Below are 21,212 nucleotides of genomic sequence, written 5' to 3'. Positions count from 1 at the left end.
AAAGTGGAAAACATGGCGACTGGTAAGAACCCTCTATTCGATACAGCCACCACCCTCGGAAAGATCCTTGCTTTCCTTGGCGTGAGCGCGATTTGTGGTGTCCTGGTAGCGGGCCTGCTGGTCCCGGCGGCTGCTGTTTCCGGCAGCACAGCCAGCGGTTCCATCGAGTTCTTCGACACGCTCCCGGCAGAGCTGCAGGTGGACCCGCCCAGCCAGTCCACCAAGATCCTTGCCGCTGACGGCAGCCTGATCGCCAACCTCTACGCGGAAAACCGGACCCGCGTTTCACTGGACCAGATGTCGCCGTTCATCAAGGACGCAGTGATCGCCATCGAGGACAGCCGTTTCTATGAGCACGGCGGCGTGGACACCACCGGCATCATGCGTGCCTTGGTCAGCACGGCCCGCGGCAACAAGCAGGGCGCGTCAACCATCACGCAGCAGTACGTGAACAACGTCATCAACGCCTCGCTGGAGGCTGAGGGCAACACCGAGGACATCAAGCTCAACGGCGTCAACAAGGGCGTGGGTGACAAGCTTCGCGAGATGAAGCTGGCCATCGCACTGGAGAAGAAGTTCACCAAGGAGCAGATCCTCGAGGGCTACCTCAACATTGTGTTCTTCAACCGGGACGCCTACGGCATCGAAGCCGCGTCCAAGTTCTTCTTCAGCACCACCGCGAAGGACCTCACCCTTCCGCAGGCGGCCCTGCTGGCCGGCGTGGTGAACAGCCCGTCGTTCTATGACCCCATCAACAACCCGGAAAACGCGAAGAACCGCCGCGACCAGGTGCTGAATGCCATGTACACCCAGGGCAAGATCAACCAGGCCGACTACGAGGCCGCGGTTGCAACGCCGGTGGAAACCAAGGTCACGCCCGCCCGCCAGGGTTGTGCCTACGCCTCAACTGCGCCGTATTTCTGTGACTACGTCCTGCACCTGCTGCTGAACGATCCGGCTTACGGTGCCGATGCCACAGAACGTGAGCGGACGGTCTTCCGCGGCGGCCTGACCATCACCACCACCCTTGACCCCAACGCCCAGAGCGTGGCCCAGGCCCAGGTGGACGCCTCCGCCGGAGCCAACCCGGACAAGTGGGGTGCTGCAGTCGTCTCGGTCCAGCCGAACACCGGCAAGATCACCAACATGGCGCAGAACACGGTGTGGTTCGCCGGCGACGGCAAGTTCGACAGCCAGCTGAACTTCAGCGTTGACCAGTACGACGCCAACGGCAACGACCTCAACGGCCTCGGCGGTGCACAGCCGGGTTCAACGATGAAGCCTTTCACCTTCGCGGAATGGCTCAACGAGGGCAACTCGATGAACACCATCCTGAACGGCGCGGTTCGCCGCTATCCGCAAAGCTTCCCGTGGAGGAACACCTGCCAGACGCCGACTGTCGGTTGGTATGACAGCACCAACGGTGACTCCACAGACCTGCAGAACGCGGAGCCGGGGTATTACCGTTCCATGACCGTCCTCGACGGGCTGGCAAACTCGATCAACACCATGACGTTTGCCACGGCTTCCAAAGTTGACCTGTGCGGAATCCAGAAGGTCGTGGACGCCGTCGGGCTCCACGAAGGCCTTCCGCAGCGGGACGACGCCGGGAAGATCATCAACCCGACGCCGCCCATCACCATGACAACCCTGGGTAACCTCCTGGGTTCCAGGCAGACGTCGCCGCTGGCGATGGCAAGCGCCTTCGCCACCTTCTCGAATGACGGCAAATACTGCGCGCCCATCGCCATCACCTCCGTGAAGGACCAGACCGGAGCGCAGCTGCCCGCCCAGACCACGAATTGCCGGGATGCCCTGAAACCGGATGTTGCCCGCGGCGTGAACTACGCCCTGCAGGAAGTCCTCAACCGGGGATCCGGCTCGCTGATCCAGCCGCGGATCTCCACGAAGACCAACTTCCCGATCGCCGCAAAGACCGGTACGTCCAACAACAACGGATCGACCTGGGTGGTGGGCCACACCACCGGCCTGGCCACCGCCGCGTGGTTCGGTGATGCCCTCGGCACCCAGCAGCGGGCAGGCCAGAACGTCACGGTCAACGGCAAGTTCTACACGGGGATCGACGGCTACATGATCGCCGGCCCGATGTTCTCCAACTTCATGTCCCAGGTGGCTCCCGCGTACGGCACCAACCCGTTCACCGCCCCGCCGTCCAACATGATCAGCGGGACACCCACGCGCCAGACCACGCCGTCGACTCAGAACTCATCACCCGCCCCGGCGCCGTCCTCCCCCGCGCCGGCGCCCAGCGGTAACAAGAGCAACGGCAACAACGGAAATGGCAACGGGTAAGCACCGGTGGCCGTCGCAACGACTTTGGCAGGCCGCGCCCGAAGCATCGGGCGCGGCCTTGCCGTAACAGCAGCGGCCAGTGCTGCAGCAGGCATGGCCGCAGCCGGCTACGGCCTGTGGGAGAAGAACCAGTTCATCCTCCGCGAGGAACTCCTGCCCATCCTTCCGGCGGGTTACGGTCCATTCCGGATCCTGCACCTGAGCGACATCCACTTTGTCCCCGGACAGCAGCGGAAGGCCCGGTGGCTGTCCTCGCTGGCTGAGCTGGAACCGGACCTTGTGGTGAACACCGGGGACAACCTCAGCCACGCCAAGGCGGTCGATCCGCTGCTGACGGCGCTGGACCCGCTGATGCAGTTTCCGGGCGTGTTCGTTCCCGGCTCCAATGACTACTTCGCGCCCACCCTGAAGAATCCAGCGTCCTACTTCCTCGGACCCTCCAAGGCCCGCGATAACCCGGTGGAACTGGACTGGCCTCGGCTTCGCTCCCATTTCGGCATGTCCGGCTGGGTGGACCTGACCAACCGCCACCAGTCCGTGGTGCTGAACGGCCTGCGCTTCGATTTTTCCGGCGTGGACGATCCCCACCTGGGCCTGGAACGCTATGCCGGCTGGCCGCGCGGGACCAGGGGGCAGGACACCACGCCGCACCTGAAGGTGGCAGTCACCCACGCCCCCTACCAGCGCGTCCTGGACCATTTCACCGAGGACGGTGCGGACCTCCTGCTCGCCGGCCACACCCACGGCGGCCAGATCTGCCTTCCCGGATACGGTGCCCTGGTATCCAACTGTGACCTTCCCACCTGGCGCGCCAAGGGACTCAACAACTGGCAGAGCAACGGAAGCACGACGCCGGTGAACGTGTCAGGCGGCATCGGCACTTCGCGCTTCGCCCCGGTGCGCATCGCCTGCCGGCCCGAGGCCGTGCTCCTGACTCTGACGGAGAGCTGAGCAGGGCCTCAATACCCCGCTGAATCCTGTGAACGGCGTCACTCCATGGCATAAGGTAGTTGCTAGAGGAAACTACATTCGTTTTAGAGCGTGAGAAGCGGGCATGGCCAAGCAGACGTCATTTTTCAGATCCATCAGCCGTTTATACCCTCACGTCAGGCCCATCCTCCCCCGGCTCCTGCTGGGGCTGATCTCCGCCCTCCTGGCGAGCGTCGTCGCGCTGACCATCCCGCAGGTTCTCCGCGTCCTGGTCAACGAATCGCTCCGTCCCGGCGGTGCCACCGAAGCGGTCTGGAACGCATCCCTGGTCATCCTGGCCCTGGGCATCGCCGAGGCCGGACTTGTTGCCCTTCGCCGCCAATTCGTCATTAACCCTGCCACCACCGTGGAAACGCGGATGCGCGTATCGCTCTACGGACATCTCCAGGACCTGACGGTCTCCTTCCATGACCGCTGGGGATCCGGGCAGCTGCTCTCCAGGGCCATGACGGACCTGAACTTCCTCCGGCGCTGGATGGCCTTCGGCGCCATCATGCTGGTGGTGACCACCCTGACGGTGGTGATCGGCGTCGTCGTGATGTTTTCCATGAGCTGGCAGCTGGCCCTGATCTTCCTCGCCGCCGCGGTGCCCATCATGGCCTACGGATTCCGGTTCCGGACCCGTTTCAGCAAGGTGGCCCGGCGCAGCCAGGACCAGGCCGGCGACCTCGCCACCACCGTTGAGGAATCGGTCCACGGAATCCGCGTCCTCAAGGCATTCGGCCGCAGCCGCGAAGCCCTGGAAAGTTTCAACGAGCAGGCCGAGGAACTCCGCCAGACCGAAATTGCCAAGGCCCGCCACCAGGCAACGTTCAGCATGGTGGTCACGCTCCTGCCCGAACTCGCCCTTGGCGCGGCACTGGTGGTGGGCATCATGCTGGCAGCCGGCGGACAGCTGAGCATCGGTTCCCTGGTGGCCTTTTTCGCCACCGCCGCCGTCATCGCCGCCCCCGTGGAATTCAGCGGAATGCTGCTGGCCATGGCACTGACCGCCAAAAATGCGGTGGACCGTCACTTCGAAGTCATGGACACGGCCAACACCATCACCAGCCCGGAGAAGCCACGGACACCCGCACAGCTCAAGGGCGCGCTCAGCTTCAACGCAGCCACATTCGCGTTCGATGACGCCCCGGACAAGCCGATCCTCAGGGAAGTCAGCCTCGACATCCGCCCCGGCGAGACCATGGCCCTCGTCGGCATCACCGGCAGCGGCAAGAGCGCGCTCCTGCAGCTGGTCCCCCGCCTCTACGACGTCACCACCGGCTCCATCACAATCGACGGCGTCGACCTGCGCGAGTTCCCCGTGGAGGAACTGCGCACGGTGGTGGGGGTGGCCTTCGAAGACACCACCCTGTTCTCCAGTTCCGTCCGCGACAACGTCCTGCTCGGTGCGAGGGAGCGGAGCCAGGAAACCTTGGAGGAAGCCCTCGATGTGGCCCAGGCGCACTTTGCCTACTCCCTGCCGGACGGCGTGGACACGCTGATCGGCGAGGAAGGCCTCAGCCTTTCCGGCGGGCAGCGGCAGCGGATCGCCCTGGCCCGGGCCATCGCCGCCAAGCCCACGGTGCTTGTGATGGATGATCCGCTGTCCGCCCTGGACGTCAACACCGAAGAACTCGTGGAAGCCCGGCTGCGCGAGGTCCTCGCCGAGACCACCACCCTGATCGTCGCCCACCGGCCCTCCACCGTGGCCCTGGCGGACCGGGTGGCGCTGCTCGAGGACGGCCGGATCGCCGCGGTCGGCACACACTCGGAACTGCTGGCTCACAACGAGCACTACCGCTATGTGATCGCCAGCCTGGAAACGGAACCCCGGGACCTCGATTCCGAACTGTCAGAGCTTGAAGAACAGGCGGACGCCCACGCCGAGGAAGTTTCCCGATGAGCACCGCAACGTTCGGCACCGCCAACGAGGACAACGCCCACCTGAGCAAGACCGAAAGCAAAGCCGTACGACGCCGGTCGCTCGCCTTGCTGGGGTCGCTGATCCGGCCCGTCCGGTTCAGGTTCTGGCTGACCATCGCCATGGTGGTCCTCTCACAGGCGGCCCGGGTAGCCGGCCCGGCGCTGATCGCCTTCGGCATCGACCACGCCCTTCCGGCCCTTCGGGCCGGGGACAACCTGCCCCTGGTGCTCACCGGCGTCGGTTACGTCGCGGCGTCGGTTGCCACGGCGGGCCTCACCGCCCTGTACGTGACATCGACGGCCAAACTGAGCCAGTCGATGCTGCTGGACCTTCGGGTGCGCGTTTTCCGGCACACGCAGCGGCTCAGCCTCGAGTTTCACGAGAAATACACCTCCGGCCGGATAATCGCCCGCCAGACCTCGGACCTGGAAGCGCTGCGTGAACTGTTGGACTCGGGCGTCAGCTCGCTGGCCTCCGGGATGCTTTTTATGGTGTTCACCGCTGTCACGGTGTTCGCCCTGGACTGGCGCAGCGGGCTTATTGTGCTGGCCGCAGGCGTTCCCATGTACTTCCTGGCCCGCTGGTACCAGAAGCACTCGCAGGTCGCCTTCCGCGAATCCCGGGTGGTGTCGGCCAGCCTGATCGTGCATTTCGTGGAAACCATGACAGGCATCCGGGCAGTCAAGGCCTTCCGCAAGGAGCGGGAAAACGCCGAACGGTACGGCGAACTGGCCGAGGACTACCGCAAGGCGACGGTCCGGTCCATCAACCTCAACGGCGTCTTCCAGCCCGGGCTCGTGCTGATCGGCAACGTCTGCGTCGCCGTTGTGCTCCTCTTCGGCGGCTTCCGGGTGCTCAGCGGAGACCTCGCGGTGGGGGTGCTGCTGGCCCTGATCCTGTCCACCAAGCGCTTCTTCCAGCCGGTGGACCAGATGGCCATGTTCTACAACTCCTTCCAAAGCGCCCAGGCAGCCTTGGAGAAGGTCTCGGGGCTGCTGGAGGAGATCCCCACCGTGCGGCCGCCTAGGAACCCCGTGGCGCTCCCTGAAGCCCGCGGCACCATCAACTTCAACGGCGTGGAATTCCGGTACGGCGACGGCCCCGTCATCATTCCGAAGCTGGACCTGCACATTCCGGCCGGCCAGATCGTCGCCCTGGTGGGCCGGACCGGTGCTGGCAAGTCCACGCTGGCCAAGCTGATCGCCCGCTTCTACGACGTGTCCGAGGGGTCCGTCACGCTGGACGACGTCGACCTGCGGAACCTCACCACGCATGACCTGCGGCGGAACGTGGTGATGGTGACCCAGGAGGCCTTCCTGTTCAGCGGGTCCGTGGCGGACAACATTGCCCTGGGGCGTCCGGAAGCCACCCGCGAAGAGATCGAGGAGGCGGCCCGGGCCGTCGGGGCCCACGAGTTCATCATGGAACTGCCCGAAGGCTTCGACACGGACGTGAACAAGCGCGGCGGCCGCGTCTCGGCCGGCCAGCGCCAGCTCATCAGCTTTGCCCGCGCCTTCCTGGCCCGCCCCGCTGTGCTCATCCTCGACGAGGCCACGTCCTCGCTGGACATCCCCTCCGAACGCCTGGTCCAGAGCGGGCTCGCCGGCCTGATGGAGGCCGTATCGGGGCACGACGACGGACGCACGGCGCTGATCATCGCCCACCGCCTGTCAACGGTCGAGACAGCGGACCGCGTCCTGGTGGTCCACGACGGACAGGTGGTGGAGGACGGCACCCCGGAGGAGCTCATCGGCGGCGGCGGGCGGTTTGCCCAGCTGCACGGGGCCTGGAAAGACTCGCTCGTGTAGGCCTGCAGAGCCGTCCGGCATGTACCCCGGAGAGCCGATTTCACATCCGGGGCAAGCATCCGCTATTCTTGTAAAGTTGCTTTTGCAGCGGATCGGGATGTAGCGCAGCTTGGTAGCGCGCTTCGTTCGGGACGAAGAGGTCGCAGGTTCAAATCCTGTCATCCCGACCAAAAAGTAAGAGGGTCTTCCATTCGGAAGGCCCTCTTTGCTTATGTCCCGGACGTGCCTGCAGCGTTCAGAGGTTCCTGAAGGTGCTGCTTTGCGTCGACTGGCCGGGCACCTCGTTTGGTCCAAAAAATAGCTCCGGGACATGGTTCGCACATGTCCCGGAGCCTGGATCCCTTGCGGGAAGTACCTCAACTGTTTACATCGGATCCGGCCAGTTCCCGATGAAAGCCGGAACAGCCATGGGGTCCGGCCAGTTTCCAATGGCCTGCATGGGATCGGGCCAGTTGCCGATCGCAATAGTGCTGCCCAGCTGATCCGCCCAGTTGCCGACAGGACTGGCAGACAACACTGCCGGAGCTGCGGCTGAAAACGCCAGTGCGCCTGCCAAAGCGGCGGCGGCTGCGATCTTCTTCAACATTAGGATTCCTCAATACGAGTCGGATTCGTTACAAAGTCAGCACTGCCCTTGTTGACATACATTGTAAAATGTTTTCCACAGAGACTGTCAAGCATTTGGTACAACGACTGTCCGGAATTGGAGGAAAACCCGTGGGAAACGGATTCGGGGAGAAGCTCCGCGCCGAACGACTCGAACGTGGGTTGACGCAAGCAGAACTTGGAAGGGACCTCTATTCTCCCAGTTACATCTCCCTCTTGGAAACAGGCCGGCGTGAACCAACCGCGGACGTTATTGAAGAGTTAGCACGCCGGCTCGAGCTGGCACCCAAGGCGCTGGAAGCCTGGAGCCAGCCCATCTCGGTCAGCGACGCCGAGTACGTACTCGCCGGGCTCTATGCCCGCCAGGCGTGGGACCTCCGGGACTATCCCCTCGCAGCCGCCCACGCCGCCACGGCAGCCCAGATTGCCCTAGAAGGAAAGAACACCAGCGCCTGGTGGAACATGACCTACATGCAGGCGGAATGCCTCATGAAGCAGGGCCAGCTGCAGGAATGCCAGAACATCATGCTGCACCTCCTCGAACACCCCATGGCCACCGAGTCCGCCGGCCTGGGCGTGCGGGCCCGGCAGATGCTTGCCGCGGTGTGCCACGGCCAGGGCCAGCTGGCCACCGCCGTCGAGCATGCGCAGAAGGCCGTGGAACTGTGCTCGCAACTGCCGAAGGGCTCAACGCTGATCATCGGCGCCCTGCGGGCGCTGATCGGCGCCTTGGCGGAAAGCGGGCGGCTGGACGAAGCCTGGACCTACTGCCAGGCCATGAACGACCAGATGGACGATCAATCCATCTCGCAGCTCGCAGGCGAAGTGGCCTGGGTGATAGGGAACGTTGCCTTCATGCGGCATGACTACCCGGAAGGCATCAAGCACCACGAGCGCGCGGCCAAGCTGCTCTCGCCGGCCAACGACATTGAACTCTGGGCCCGCTTCAACAAGGCCTCCGCCGCAGTCCGGCTCTCCTCCGGCATCGTGGAGCCGGAAACCCTCTCGGCGATCGAGCGTGCCGAGCTGGCCCTGTCCATCGTGGGCGGCAACAAGACGGACCAATTGGAAGTGGCGTTCATCCGTGCGCGCTGGCTGTACCTCACAGGTGACATCCCCGCTGCCGTCGCGAAACTCCGCGAGATCCACGCCGAGCGGAAGGACCTCGCCCGGCACGTGGCCGGCGAAGTATCACTCCTGCTGGGAAAGTCGCTTAAGGCTGCCGGGGAATCCGACGAAGCACTGGTGCTCCTCGAGGAGGCGCAGCAGGAATTCAGCGCAGCCGGCGCCTCGGACCGGGTGCAGCAGGCCATGGACGCCGTACTGGAGATCAAACTCGCCCAGCGGCGCGCCGCCGCGGCCGAAGCCGCGGCAGAGGCCAGCTAGACGAACTTCACCTAAACAAACTTCAGCCCGGTGAGCTTTTCATAGGCCTCAACGTAGCGGCCGCGCGTGCGGCTCACCACGTCCTCCGGCAGGGCCGGCGGAGGCACGTCCGATTCCCGGTCCCAGCCGGATTCTGCGGAAGTCAGCCAGTCACGGACATACTGCTTGTCATAGGACGGCTGGGCCCTGCCGGGCTCATAAGTAGCCGCGTCCCAGAAGCGCGAGGAATCCGGCGTGAGGACCTCATCGCCCAGGGTGATGGACCCGGAGACGGCGTCGTAGCCAAACTCCACCTTGGTGTCAGCAAGGATGATGCCCCGCTCCCGGGCGGTCTCTTCCGCCGTCGTGTAGATCTTCAGCGTCAGCTCGCTGAGCCGGGCAGCGATATCGTCGCCGACCATGGCCACCACGGCGTCGTACGTGATGTTTTCGTCGTGCTCTCCCACTTCCGCCTTGGCGGACGGTGTGAAGATGGCGTGCTCCAGGCGTGAACCGTCCACCAGTCCCTCCGGCAGCGGGATCTCACAGACGGTCCCGGACTGCCGGTACTCCAGCAGGCCGGAGCCGGTGAGGTAGCCGCGGGCGATGCATTCCACCGGGAACATTTCGAGCTTCTTGCAGATCATGGCCCGGCCCGCGACCGCCGAGGGGACACCGTCCTCCACAGTGGATGCCAGCACGTGGTGGTCCACGTCCAGTTGGTCGAACCACCAGAGGCTCAGCTGCGTTAGAATGCGGCCCTTGTCCGGGATCTCGCTGGAAAGCACATGGTCGTAGGCGCTGATGCGGTCGCTGGCCACCACCAGGACGCACTCCTGGCCGAACTGCTCCGCGAGCGATTCATCCGCGGGGACGTAGAGGTCGCGGACCTTTCCGGAGTAAACGTGGCGCCAGCCCGGCAGGTCCAGCGTTTCGGTGTCCAGTCCCGTTTTGGGGGATTCCAGCGGGGAATTCTCAGTCATGCTACGCCTTCGCCTTCGTCACGGGCAGTGAGCTGGTGGCAGTGGAGGCTACCTTGATCTCACCGCGTGCCGCTTTGCCGCCGATGTCCGTGCGGAACTGTCCGCCTTCGAGCTGAACCAGCTCCACGCCGTCGTACGCCCGTTCGCGTGCCTCCACGAGGTCGGTTCCGAGCGCCACCACGGCGAGTACCCGGCCCCCCGCGGAGACCACCTTGCCTTCCTCGTCCAGCTTGGTGCCGGCGTGGATCACGTGCACGCCTTCCAGCTCTTCCACCTTCTTGAGGCCCCGGATGCGCTCACCGGTGCGCGGAGTGTCCGGGTAGTTTTCGGACGCGACGACGACGGCGACCGCGGTCTCCTTGGACCAGCGCAGCTCTTCCGCCTTGTCCAGTTCGCCCTTGGCTGCTGCGAGGAGCAGGGCACCGAGCGGCGTCTTGAGCCGGGCGAGGACAGCCTGGGTTTCGGGATCGCCGAAGCGGACGTTGAATTCGATGACACGGGTGCCGCGCGAGGTCAGGGCCAGGCCGACAAACAGGACGCCGACGAAAGGAGTGCCGCGGCGGGCCATTTCGTCCACGGTGGGCTGCGCCACCCGGTCGATGACCTCCTGGACCAGGCCTTCAGGGGCCCATTCCAGCGGGGTGTACGCGCCCATGCCGCCGGTGTTGGGGCCTTCGTCGTTGTCGAAGATGCGCTTGAAATCCTGCGCCGGTGACAGGGCAACGGTGTTGCGACCATCGCACAGGACGAACAGGGAAACTTCCGGGCCGTCCAGGAATTCCTCGATCACCACGGTGCCGCCGGCGTCGAAGCAGCTCTGGGCGTGGGCCAGGGCTTCGTCCCGGTTCCTGGTGACCACGACACCCTTGCCTGCGGCCAGGCCGTCGTCCTTGACGACATAGGGGGTGCCGAAGGCGTCCAACGCGTCGGCGGCTTCCTCAATGGTGCCGGCGACGCGGGCCATGGCGGTGGGGACTCCGGCCTCGGCCATGATCTGCTTGGCGAATGCCTTGGAGGCCTCCAGCTGGGCAGCCGCTTTGCTGGGTCCGAACACCGGGATCCCGGCAGCACGGACGGCATCGGAAACACCGGCCGCCAGGGGCGCCTCGGGGCCGACCACCACGAGGTCCACGCCCAGCCGGGTGGCCAGGGCCGCCACAGCATCCGGATCATTGCCGTCAATGGCGTACGTGGGGACCAGCTTTCCGATGCCCGCATTGCCGGGAGCCGCGTGGACTTCGGAAACGTTGGGGTCTGCAAGCAGGGAACGGACAATGGCGTGTTCGCGGCCACCGGGGCCAATGACGAGTACCTTCACAGTCTCCAAGGGTACTTTGTGCACCGGGTCCGCTCCTAAGCCGTGACCTGCTCCGTCAATCCGGACGGCGGGCGGCTACGAACCTCCGGCATGAAGAAGCTCACGAACTGGCTCAAGGGTCCCACGGCGATGGCTGCGCTGGCAGGCGTGGCCGCGGCCGCCGTCGTACTTTCCGTTGCGGAACTGATCGGCGCCTTCTTCACGGCGCGGGCAACGCCGCTCATTGCCGTGGGCTCCACGTTCATCGACTTCACTCCGCCGTGGCTGAAGGACTTTGCCATCGCCACGTTCGGCACCAATGACAAGGCGGCGCTGTTTGCAGGGATGGGGCTGACAGTTCTCCTGCTCGCCTGCGTCCTGGGTGTGGTGGCCTACCGCAAGTGGGCCCTGGGCGTGGCCGGAGTGCTGCTGATGGGCGGGGTCATTGTGGCCAGCGTGGTCACGCGGGCCAGCGTGAAGCCGGTGGACGCCGTTCCCTCGCTGATCGGCACCCTGGCCGGGCTGGTGGTGCTGCGCCTCCTCATCACGCGGCTGTGGCGGATGCGTTCATGGCCCGGCGTCGCCGCGGACGTGGCAGCCAAGGACCCCGAACGACCTGCCACCACGCGGCGCGCGTTTTTCGCCGCCACCGGCATCACGGCGGCGGCCGCTGCCATCGCGGCCACCGGAGGCCGGCTACTCAGCGCGGCGCGGAACAACGTCGCGCAGGCCCGTGAGTCGCTTACCCTTCCTTCGCCGGTCAAGGCAGCTCCGGCCGTCCCTGCAGGAGTGCAGTCCGCCGCGCCTGGCGTCACGCCGTGGATCACGCCCAATAACGAGTTCTACCGGATCGACACCGCCCTGAGCGCGCCGGAGATCAACGCCGAGGAATGGGAGCTCCGGGTCCACGGCCTGGTGGAGCAGGAAGTCACCCTCACCTTCCAGGACCTGCTCGACGCCGAGCTGATCGAGTCCCACGTAACCCTCACCTGCGTGTCGAACCCGGTGGGCGGCAACCTGGCCGGCAACGCCAAATGGCTTGGCTTCCCCCTTCGCGAGGTCCTGAAGATGGCACGCCCCACGGAAGGCGCCGACATGGTCCTGTCCACCTCCCAGGACGGCTTCAGCGCCTCCACACCGCTGGAAGTCCTGCAGGACGACAGGGACGCGATGCTGGCGATCGGCATGAACGGCGAGCCCCTGCCGCTGGAACACGGCTACCCCGTCCGCATGGTGGTCCCGGGTTTGTACGGCTTCGTCTCCGCCACCAAGTGGGTGGTTGACCTCGAAGTCACGCGCTTCGCGGACAGCAAGGCGTACTGGACCGACCGCGGCTGGTCCGAACGCGGCCCCATCAAGACCATGGCCAGGGTGGAGGTGCCCAGGTCCTTTGCCCAGGTCCCGGCCGGAAAGGTCGCGATCGGCGGCACTGCCTGGGCGCAGACCCGGGGCATCACCAAGGTGGAAGTGCAGATCGACAATGGCCCCTGGACCGAAGCGGTGCTGTCCGCGGAAGCGTCAGTGGTGACCTGGCGGCAGTGGTCGTTCGAATGGGATGCCACGCCCGGGCCGCACTACATCAAGGCCCGCGCCACGGACGGCACGGGAGAGGTCCAGACGGAGAAGCGCGCCGATCCTGTGCCCGACGGAGCCTCCGGCTGGCAGTCGGTCATGGTCACGGTGCAGTAGCTGTGGGCCCGGATTGCCGGGGTTTCAGCCGCCGGCAGAATAGACTTTAGCCATGCCACAAAATCCGCATGCCACATTCACAGTGGAGTCCGCCGTCGAACTGGCAGTCGTGGAACGGAGCGGCTTCGTCGAGTCGCGGCACATCGGCTCAGCCGTGGTTCTTGCCGCCGACGGAACGGTGGTCACGCAGCTCGGCGACATCACCACCCCCATCTACGCCCGCTCCTCCTTGAAGCCGCTCCAGGCCCTGGCCGCCATGCAGGCCGGAGTGCCCCTGCGCGGCGCGCAGGTTGCCCTGGCCTGCGCCAGCCATACCGGATCCCTGGACCACATGGACGTGGTGGAGGGAATGCTCAAGGCTGCCGGAGTCAAGGAAGAGCAGCTGCAGTGCCCCGCCGCCTGGCCGCAGGACGAAAACGCGCGGCACTGGCTCATCCGGTCCGAACAGGGCAAGTCCAAGCTCGCGTTCAACTGCTCAGGCAAGCACGCCGCGTTCCTGTGGGCCTGCACGGAGAACGGCTGGGACACCCACAGCTACCTCGAGCCCAACCATCCGATGCAGCAGCGCGTCCGGTCAGCCATCGAGGAGTACTCCGGCGAGCAGATTGCGCACCTGGGCATCGACGGCTGCGGCGCTCCGGTGGCGGCCATCTCCTTGACTGGACTCGCGCGTGCGTACTCGCGGCTGGCCAAGGCCCCGGGCGACAAGAACTCCAATGCCAGGGCAGCCACCATCGCCACGTCCATGCTGGATTACCCGTGGGCCGTCCAAGGCAAGGGTGAGCCCAACACCCTCGTGATGGACGAGCTCGAGATCATCGCCAAGATCGGCGCGGAAGGCGTCCTGGCCATGGCCACCACCACGGGCGTTTCGGTGGCCATCAAGGTGTTGGACGGAAACCTGCGGGCCACCACCCTGGTGGGCCTTACGCTGCTGGCCGCCTCAGGCGCGGTGGACATCCCGGGCGTCGCCAGCGTCCTGGAAAAGGTGGTTGAACCCGTGCTGGGCGGCGGACGGCCCGTGGGCAAGATCCGGCTCGGCCACGCCGTCTCGGCACTCCTGGACTGACATGGCCGTTTCACGTCGACGTATTGACATTGAAGAAGGCCGCGCCGCCCTGGCCGCGTGGCTGGAAGCCGCCGTCCCGGCGTCGGAGGTCCCGGCGTCGGGCGTTCCGCGGGCGGTGACCGCGACGGCGGTGCGCTACTCGCTGGAGGAGGTCACCGCGCGGGCGCCGGGCAATTCCGTGGAGGTGCGCGTCCCGCCGTTCGGCGTCACCCAGTGTGTGGAGGGCCCGCGGCACACGCGCGGCACTCCCCCGAACGTCATAGAGTGCGACGCCGCCACCTGGCTGGCGATGGTCACCGGCCGGCTGAGCTGGGCCGACGCCGTCGCCTCCGGCAACGTAGCCGCCTCAGGCCTGCGGGCCGACCTCTCGGACCTCCTCCCCCTCTGACCAAATCCCCCTCCGCCCCCTTTCCCTCCTCCCCTCCTTCCTCGTCCCCTCCTCCCCTCGTCCCCTCCTCCCCCCGTTCCATTCGAGTTTTTGTCCATATCGAGGGACTTCCGGACGTCCGAAGCCCCATTATCTGGACAAAAACTCCATGCGGGGGCGGGAGACGGGGCGGCTCGGCGCAGGTGCGGGAGTCGGCGGCGGGCGACGGCCGCGGGTGACGGCGGCGGGCGGGCGGCGGCGGGCGGCGGGTTATAGGCGGACACAGCACAGCCCCGCACCGGAGGGCTCCCGGGGCGGGGCTGCGTGAAATGCTGTTTGGGACGTTGCTGTTATTCGTGGTGGATGGCGGCCGAGCTGTGCTCCGGCGGACCTGCGTGGGCGCCGGGCCGGCTCATTTGGAATCCGGGGATGTCCCCGGGGCTCGGGCCGCCGCGGAACTTGGGCGACGGTGCCCCTCCTCCACTGATCCGTTCGAGTTCCTGGTCCTCAAAGTCGTCCTCGACTCCGAGCATAATGGCCGAATCGTGGTTGGTGATTTCGCCTTGGAACGCACGGACCATGACGCTGCGGTCGAACTGGCCCTCCCACTTCGAGACGACAAACGTGGCCACGCAGTTCCCGAGCAGGTTGACCACAACTCGCATGGAATCCATGAGCCGGTCCGCGCCAAGGAGCAGGGCTACGCCGGCAACCGGGAAGATCCCGAGAGCGGCCGCGGTGGCGGACAGTGCAAGGAACGATGATCCTGGCACACCGGCCATACCCTTGGAGGTCAGGAGCAGGACGCCGAGAGCGGCCAGCTGCTGGCCAAGGTCCAGGTGGTGCCCGAAGGCCTGGGCCAGGAAGAGCAGGGAGATCGAGAGGTAGATCGCGGCGCCGTCGAGGTTGAAGGAATAGCCGGTGGGAACCACCAGGCCGGTGGTGGCGCGGGAGCAGCCGGCGTTGGTCAGCTTGGTCATGATGCGCGGCATGACCGCTTCGGTGGAGGCGGTGCCGAGGGCCAGCAGGAACTCTTCACGGGTGTACTTCAGGAAGTGCCAGAGCGGCACCCGGGCGAATCCCCAGGCCACGAGGAACAGCAGCGCGATGAAGACGATGGCCGCGCCGTAGCAGGCAGCGATCAGCATGGCGTAGGTGCTGAGGGTGTCGAGGCCGTACTGGCCGATGATGAACGCCATGGCGCCGAAGGCACCGATCGGCGCAACCTTCATGATCCAGGACATGATCTTGAAGATGAGCTCCAGGACGGTCTCCATCAGGCTGATGACCGGCATGCACCGCTCGCGTCCGATGACCACGATGGCCGCACCGAAGAAGACCGAGAAGAACAGGACCTGAAGCAGGCTGTTGCTGGCGAAGGCGCCGATCACGCTGGTGGGAATGATGTCCAGGATGAAGTGGGCTGCGTCCTTCGGCGGCGTGGTGCCGGTTTTCGCGTTCAGCGCTTCCTGGGACAGGGTGCTGGGATCGATGTTCAGTCCGGCACCGGGCTGGACGATGTTGCCTACGATCAGGCCGAAGACCAGCGCGAAAAGCGTGGCCGCGGTGAAGTAGAGAAGGGCTTTGACTCCGACCCTTCCGACCGCCTTGACGTCGCCTACGGCCGAAATTCCGGTAACGATCACCAGGAAAATCAGCGGCGCGATGATCATCTTGATGAGCTGGATGAATCCGTCACCGAGAGGCCTCAGCTGCGAGCCGAGGTCCGGCCAGAAATGTCCGATAAGAACACCTGCCACGACGGCGATCAGAATTTGGAAGAAGAGCGACCTGTACAGGGGCTTCTTCTTCGACGGCGCCGAACTCGCCTTCAGCGCCGCGGAATCTGGGATCTTCATTGATCTGTACCTATCAATCGGGAACAGCCCCGGAGATCGGGGTCTGTTTCCAAAGTAACCCCCCTCACATTATTCCGCAAGGGGAAATAGTGTTTTCATATTGTGGAATAGGTGTGCCTCGGTGCGGCTCTAGGATTCCGGAGTTTTTGTCCACTTCCGGGGAGCTGCGAGGACTCCTTCCCGCGATATGTGACCACAACTTCAACGCTGCCAGCCCTGCTTGCGAAGCGCGTTTTTGACCCTCCACGCTACCCACTCGGGTCCGTGCTCCATGTCGATTTTGTTGATTTTGACCTGTCTCCAGCCCGCGTCTGCCACCCGCTGATCCCGGTAGGCGTCCAAAGCCTGTTGTGGCGGCGTGAGGTGATGCCCGCCGTCGTACTCGATGCATGTCCGGAACCTCGCGCAGCCCAGGTCCGTCCAGACCGGCCGGTGCGTAGCATCGTCGACACGGAAGTTCGGCGTGAACTCGGGGAGCCCGGCATTGTCCAGCAGCAGGCGGAGCTTGCTTTCGGGAGGCGAATCGACGCCGACGCGGAGCAGCTCAAGCGCGAGCCTTGCCTTGCGCACGCCGTGGATTCCGTTGGCGTTGTCTACGAACGTCCGCAGCTCTGCCAGCGGCACCATTGCCCGTTTGGGCGGCCCGAACGTCCGGTTGTGCTCGCTGACGATGGCATCGCCGGCCACCACAAGGTCGTCAATGGGCAGTACCGAGCCGAGGTCAACCCAGGTGCGGGCCACAGAGGTGAGCCTCAATCCGTCGATGTCGATGAGATCGCCTTCGCGGATCCGGAGGCGGTGCCCCGCCACTCCCTTCCGCCGCGGCAGCGTTGCGCCGCCCCGTCGCGCGAGGTGCAGGAAGCGGCCGGGCTGGCGGAAATGCGGGCCTGTCTTCTTTCCCCACGGCACGGGTTCGACGACGGCGGTAACGGGACCGCCGCCGTCGGGCCGGAATTCCGCCCACGGCGGCAGCGGAAGCCCGTGGATTTCGGCAGCGCTGAGAAGGGTGCCGAAGGTGCCCGCATCGAGCTCCGTATGTGAACGGACAAGGCCGGCAAGATCAGTCTGGTATCCCTTCGGCACGCGGAGCCCGCGGCTTGGCCGGTGCAGGTCGGAACCCAGCAGCCTGCTGGTGCGCACGCCGGCGTCGGTTGCCTCCTGAACCGCGAAGGGCCTGCCGCTGATCTCGTCGGGAAGCGGTGACAATCTGCTCATGATCCATTGAGGCACTCCCAGAATGGGAACCAGGGGTTATCCACAGGCCTGCTTCCGGGAACGCGAGTTTTTGTCCAGCTACGGGGACTTCCGAGGCCCGGAAGTCCCGTTATGTGGACAAAAACTCCAAGAAGCCCCGGCTCAGCCGCGGCCGATGAAGGGCATTCCGGCCGCCGTCACCACCACCGAGCCCACGCTGGCCGAGGCCGGCATGCCTGCCATCAGCAGCACAGCCCGCGCTGCGTCCTGGACCGGGAATGTCGGCTCCACCTTCCGCGTGCCGTCGGCCTGCAAGGCGCCGGAGTCGACGCCGATGGCGCCCATGATGTCGGTGGCCGTGTTGCCGATGTCGATCTGGCCGCACGTGATGCCAAACTCCCGGCCGTCCAATTCGATGCTCTTGGTCAGCCCCGTCATCGCGTGCTTGGTGACCGTGTAGGCCACAGTCCGCGGCCGGGGGGAGTGCGCGGCGATGGACCCGTTGTTGATGATCCGGCCACCCTGCGGCTCCTGAGCTTTCATGGCCCGCACGGCAGCAGCGGCGCACAGCATTGAACCGGTGAGGTTCACCGCCACCACCGCATTCCAGTCCTCTACGCTGATCTCATCCACCGACGCGGCCGGCCCGAACACGCCCGCGTTGTTGAACAGGACGTCCACCCTCCCCCACTTGTGGAGGGCAGCAGCGAAAAGGCGTTCGACGTCGTCGGGCACTGTGACATCGCATGGCACTGTCAGCGCCTGGCGATGCCCCGCCGCGGACTCGAGCAGGGGCTCCTCACGGCGTCCGGCCAGCACTACGCGGTACCCCTCGGCCAGCATCAGCCGCGCCACCGCCCGGCCGATTCCGGAACCGGCACCGGTCACGACGGCGACCGGCCCCGGCCGGTGGGGTGCTACGGGCCGGTGGGTTGCAGTCATTTGTCGCTCCTTGCGGATCTGGCCAAACTTGCGGATCTGGCCAAACTTGCGGGTCTGGCCAGGCTTGCGGGTCCGGCCAGGCTACCGCGCAGCGGGCACAGCCGCTGCCGTTATGGGCCAGCCTATGACGGTCTTGGGTCGCGGGCTGGCGTAGGTCCGGACTTTGGACGTGGAAAGCCCCAGCCGGACGAGCGACTCGGCGATGGTGACGGCCGCCGCGACGCCGTCCACCACCGGGACGCCGGCGCGCTTGCGGATCTCCTCGTCCAGCCCGGCCATGCCGCCGCAGCCCAGGACAATGACTTCGGCCTTGTCGTCGCGGACGGCGACCAGTGCCTGCTCAATGATCGCTTCGACAGCCCGCTCCGGTTCCTCCTCCAGTTCCAGGACGGCCATCCCGCTGGCACGCACCGAGGCGCACCGTGCCTCCAGCCCGGCCAGCTTCAGCCGGTCCTCGATCAATGGGACGGCCCGGTCCAGGGTGGTGACCACCGAGTATTTGTGGCCCAGGAACATGGCCGTCGAGGCCGCAGCCTCGGTGATGTCGACGACGGGAACGTCCAGGAGCTCCTGCAGCCCCTCACGGCCGTGCTCGCCATAGCCTGCCTGGATGACGGCGTCGAACGGCTCCGGATAGTTCACCACCGCGTCCATGACGGCAATGGCTGCCAGGTAGCTTTCGAAGTTTCCCTCACAGGAGTCCGCGCCGAATCGGGGCGTGATCCCCACGATCTCGGTGCCCGGCGCCGCCGCCGCCCGTGCCTGGGCGGCGATGGAATCCGTCATGGACTGCGTTGTATTTACGTTCGCGACAAGAATGCGCATGGTGGTGTCTTCCGCTGTTGGTATGGACAGAGTTGGTCTGGACAGATGAGTGGTGCGGGCGTCAGTGGGTGCTCGCGACGGCGATCGTCTCGCCGTCGACATCTTCCAGCCGCTGCGAGCGGTCCGCAATGAAGTAATAGACGACGGCGGCGATGCCGGCCGCGAAGAACCAGGCAAACGGGGCGGCTGCCTCGAGCGCCGGAACGAACGCTATCAGGAGCGCGACGGCGGCCGCCGGAACCAGGGCAATGATCGCCCGGGGGTTGAAGCCCTTCTTGTAGAAGTACGCACCGGCGGGGTCTTCCGTGTAGAGCTCAATCACGTTGACCCGGCCGCGGCGCAGCAGCCAGTAGTCGGCCATCACGACGCCGAAGAGAGGTCCGAGCAAAGCCCCGAGGCCGCCCAGGAAGTACACGATCACGAGCGGGTTGTTGTAGAGGTTCCACGGAAGGATGACGAGGCCGATGGTGCCGCTGACCCAGGCGGCCTTGCGGAAGTTGAGGTGCTTCGGGAAAAGGTTGGTCAGGGCGTAGACAGGAGCAACGAAGTTGGCCATCAGGTTCACGGCGATGGTGAGGACGAGCAAGGCGAGGCAGGCCAGCACCAGGAACAGCGTGTTCGGAATGGTCTGGACAATGTCCGACGGGCTCTGGATGACCGTGCCGTTGATCTTGAACTGGCCGCCGGCCATGACCACCACGATTGCCCCGAAAAGGAGCATGTTGATCGGGATGCCCCAGAAGTTGCCGCGCACTACCGCCTTCTTGGAGACGGCGGACCGGGTGAAGTCGCAGAAGTTCAGGACGAAGGTTCCGTAGATGGACACCCAGAGGGCGCCGCCGGCGAAGATGGTGCGCCACATGTCCGCGCCTTCGAGTGCGTTGTCCGAAGCCCACGCGATGGAGCCGCCGGCCTCGGCGAAGATCCAGATGGCGATGGCGGCCATGGTCACCAGAATGACCGGACCGGCGAAGGCCTCGTACTTGCGGATCATTTCCATGCCGAAGCTGACGATGACCAGCTGGACGATCCAGAGGAACACGAAGGCGGCCCAGCCTAGGGTGGACAGTCCGAGGACGGCGTTGGTGTCCAGTTCGTGCAGTGCAGGAACCATAGCCACGAGCATGACGCGAAGCACCACCGATGCCAGGTAGGTCTGGATGCCGAACCAGGCCACTGCCACCGCCCCGCGCAGGAGGCTTGCGATCTGGGCACCCCGGATGCCGAAGCTGATCCGGCTCATGACGGGGAATGGCACACCGGTCTTGACGCCCATGAAGCCCGAGAAACTAAGGAGGGCGAACAGCAGGACAGCTCCCACACCGAGGGCCAGGAGAATCTGCCAGCCGCCGAGCCCCAGCGCGAAAAGCCCAATGGCAAAGGCGTAGTTTCCGAGGCTGTGCACGTCATTCGCCCACAGGGTGAAGATGCTGTAGCTGGTCCAGCGGCGCCCCTCGCGCTTGGTCGGGGCCAGGTCGATGTTGTAGAGGCTGGGGCTGATGGTGCGCCCGGAGGCTGCGGTGGCTGTTTCACAAAGGGCGTCAATGCCCGTTGCGGGATGGATCGGCTGGCCCGACAACTCTGTCGGGGCAGGAGCCGTATCGACGCCGACTGATGGGGTCGTCTGCATCTGGATCTCCAGTTCTGGGGGATGGGTGTGGGTTCTGCGTGATGGGGTGATCTGGGAAAGGGCTTGAAGGGAAGCGCGGCTTCCCCGACGCGACTTCCATAAGGTGGAAATGCAGTTTTGAATAGTGGAATAAGGGTATGACCTGGGTCACCTTCCGGTCAAGGGTCCCTAGCCATCGGGAACGGTCACATTCGGTGTGAAGCAGGGAAAGTGACCGTGGTTGCCTTCGGCCCCGCGGCTTCACCTTGACCGCCTTGGGCCCACCTGCCTAATCTCGGATAGCAAGAATGTTTTATCACAATATGAAAACAACCGAGCCCAGACATTCAAAGATGAAAAGAGGCTGCCGTGGCTGCAGGAGAAGATACC

16 protein-coding genes and 1 tRNA gene are annotated in these 21,212 nt (G+C 65.3%); 9 read left to right on the top strand and 8 right to left on the bottom strand.

Annotation, left to right across the window (positions count from 1 at the left end):
- Positions 1-12 precede the first annotated feature (12 nt).
- From J7I92_RS13900 to J7I92_RS13880, 5 genes are all read left to right on the top strand, one after another.
- Positions 13-2,313: a transglycosylase domain-containing protein gene (locus J7I92_RS13900; protein WP_214841377.1), complete on the top strand. Its 2,301-nt coding sequence runs from the start codon at positions 13-15 to the stop codon at positions 2,311-2,313.
- A 6-nt stretch (positions 2,314-2,319) separates the two neighbouring features.
- Positions 2,320-3,264, top strand: a complete 945-nt coding sequence (locus J7I92_RS13895) for a metallophosphoesterase (protein ID WP_214841375.1) — start codon at positions 2,320-2,322, stop codon at positions 3,262-3,264.
- A gap of 103 nt (positions 3,265-3,367) precedes the next feature.
- A complete protein-coding gene (locus J7I92_RS13890; protein ID WP_214841374.1) occupies positions 3,368-5,188 on the top strand; it encodes an ABC transporter ATP-binding protein in 1,821 nt (606 codons plus the stop codon).
- Positions 5,185-7,017: an ABC transporter ATP-binding protein gene (locus J7I92_RS13885; RefSeq protein WP_214841373.1), complete on the top strand. Its 1,833-nt coding sequence runs from the start codon at positions 5,185-5,187 to the stop codon at positions 7,015-7,017. Before J7I92_RS13890 ends, J7I92_RS13885 begins: the two co-directional genes overlap by 4 nt.
- A gap of 93 nt (positions 7,018-7,110) precedes the next feature.
- Positions 7,111-7,187, top strand: a tRNA-Pro gene (locus J7I92_RS13880).
- A 194-nt stretch (positions 7,188-7,381) separates the two neighbouring features.
- On the opposite strand, the gene J7I92_RS13875 is transcribed toward J7I92_RS13880, so the two are convergent.
- On the bottom strand, positions 7,382-7,603 hold the full coding sequence (locus tag J7I92_RS13875; protein WP_214841371.1) for a hypothetical protein: 222 nt from the start codon (positions 7,601-7,603) through the stop codon (positions 7,382-7,384).
- 131 nt (positions 7,604-7,734) lie between these two features.
- On the opposite strand from J7I92_RS13875, the gene J7I92_RS13870 reads away from it, so the two are divergent.
- On the top strand, positions 7,735-9,009 hold the full coding sequence (locus J7I92_RS13870; protein WP_214841369.1) for a helix-turn-helix domain-containing protein: 1,275 nt from the start codon (positions 7,735-7,737) through the stop codon (positions 9,007-9,009).
- Between the two features lie 11 nt (positions 9,010-9,020).
- Here the strand turns inward: J7I92_RS13870 and J7I92_RS13865 are convergent, their stop codons facing one another.
- Positions 9,021-9,971 (bottom strand): phosphoribosylaminoimidazolesuccinocarboxamide synthase, encoded by a 951-nt coding sequence (locus J7I92_RS13865; RefSeq protein ID WP_214841367.1) that lies wholly within the window; start codon positions 9,969-9,971, stop codon positions 9,021-9,023.
- A 1-nt stretch (position 9,972) separates the two neighbouring features.
- Positions 9,973-11,289 (bottom strand): phosphoribosylamine--glycine ligase, encoded by a 1,317-nt coding sequence (gene purD, locus J7I92_RS13860; RefSeq protein WP_214841495.1) that lies wholly within the window; start codon positions 11,287-11,289, stop codon positions 9,973-9,975.
- A 90-nt stretch (positions 11,290-11,379) separates the two neighbouring features.
- On the opposite strand from purD, the gene J7I92_RS13855 reads away from it, so the two are divergent.
- The 3 genes from J7I92_RS13855 to J7I92_RS13845 are packed head-to-tail and all read left to right on the top strand — an operon-like array spanning position 11,380 to position 14,414.
- The gene (locus J7I92_RS13855) at positions 11,380-12,957 is read left to right on the top strand and encodes a molybdopterin-dependent oxidoreductase (RefSeq protein WP_214841365.1); all 1,578 of its coding nucleotides are present in this window, start codon (positions 11,380-11,382) and stop codon (positions 12,955-12,957) included.
- Positions 12,958-13,009: 52 nt separating this feature from the next.
- Positions 13,010-14,026: an asparaginase gene (locus tag J7I92_RS13850; RefSeq protein ID WP_214841364.1), complete on the top strand. Its 1,017-nt coding sequence runs from the start codon at positions 13,010-13,012 to the stop codon at positions 14,024-14,026.
- Position 14,027: 1 nt separating this feature from the next.
- Positions 14,028-14,414 carry a sterol carrier family protein gene (locus J7I92_RS13845; protein ID WP_214841363.1) on the top strand — a complete coding sequence of 129 codons (387 nt, stop codon included), beginning with the start codon at positions 14,028-14,030 and terminating at the stop codon, positions 14,412-14,414.
- A gap of 329 nt (positions 14,415-14,743) precedes the next feature.
- Here J7I92_RS13845 and dctA read toward each other — a convergent pair whose 3' ends face one another.
- The 5 genes from dctA to J7I92_RS13820 all read right to left on the bottom strand — a co-directional run bounded on the left by dctA (position 14,744) and on the right by J7I92_RS13820 (position 20,843).
- Complete coding sequence (gene dctA / locus J7I92_RS13840) at positions 14,744-16,252, bottom strand: C4-dicarboxylate transporter DctA (protein ID WP_214841362.1); 1,509 nt, start codon at positions 16,250-16,252, stop codon at positions 14,744-14,746.
- Positions 16,253-16,453: 201 nt separating this feature from the next.
- Positions 16,454-17,467 carry an endonuclease domain-containing protein gene (locus J7I92_RS23955; RefSeq protein WP_251039923.1) on the bottom strand — a complete coding sequence of 338 codons (1,014 nt, stop codon included), beginning with the start codon at positions 17,465-17,467 and terminating at the stop codon, positions 16,454-16,456.
- A gap of 141 nt (positions 17,468-17,608) precedes the next feature.
- A complete protein-coding gene (locus J7I92_RS13830) occupies positions 17,609-18,388 on the bottom strand; it encodes an SDR family oxidoreductase (RefSeq protein WP_214841361.1) in 780 nt (259 codons plus the stop codon).
- 81 nt (positions 18,389-18,469) lie between these two features.
- Positions 18,470-19,213 (bottom strand): aspartate/glutamate racemase family protein, encoded by a 744-nt coding sequence (locus tag J7I92_RS13825; RefSeq protein ID WP_214841360.1) that lies wholly within the window; start codon positions 19,211-19,213, stop codon positions 18,470-18,472.
- A 61-nt stretch (positions 19,214-19,274) separates the two neighbouring features.
- Entirely contained in the window at positions 19,275-20,843 is a 1,569-nt protein-coding gene (locus J7I92_RS13820; protein WP_214841358.1) for an NCS1 family nucleobase:cation symporter-1, read from the bottom strand.
- Positions 20,844-21,212: the final 369 nt, after the last annotated feature.

The organism is Arthrobacter sp. ISL-72 (assembly GCF_018613755.1).
Classification (GTDB): domain Bacteria; phylum Actinomycetota; class Actinomycetes; order Actinomycetales; family Micrococcaceae; genus Arthrobacter.
Note: the sequence above shows the minus strand (reverse complement) of the source record. Positions and strands in the feature narration are given on the sequence as shown.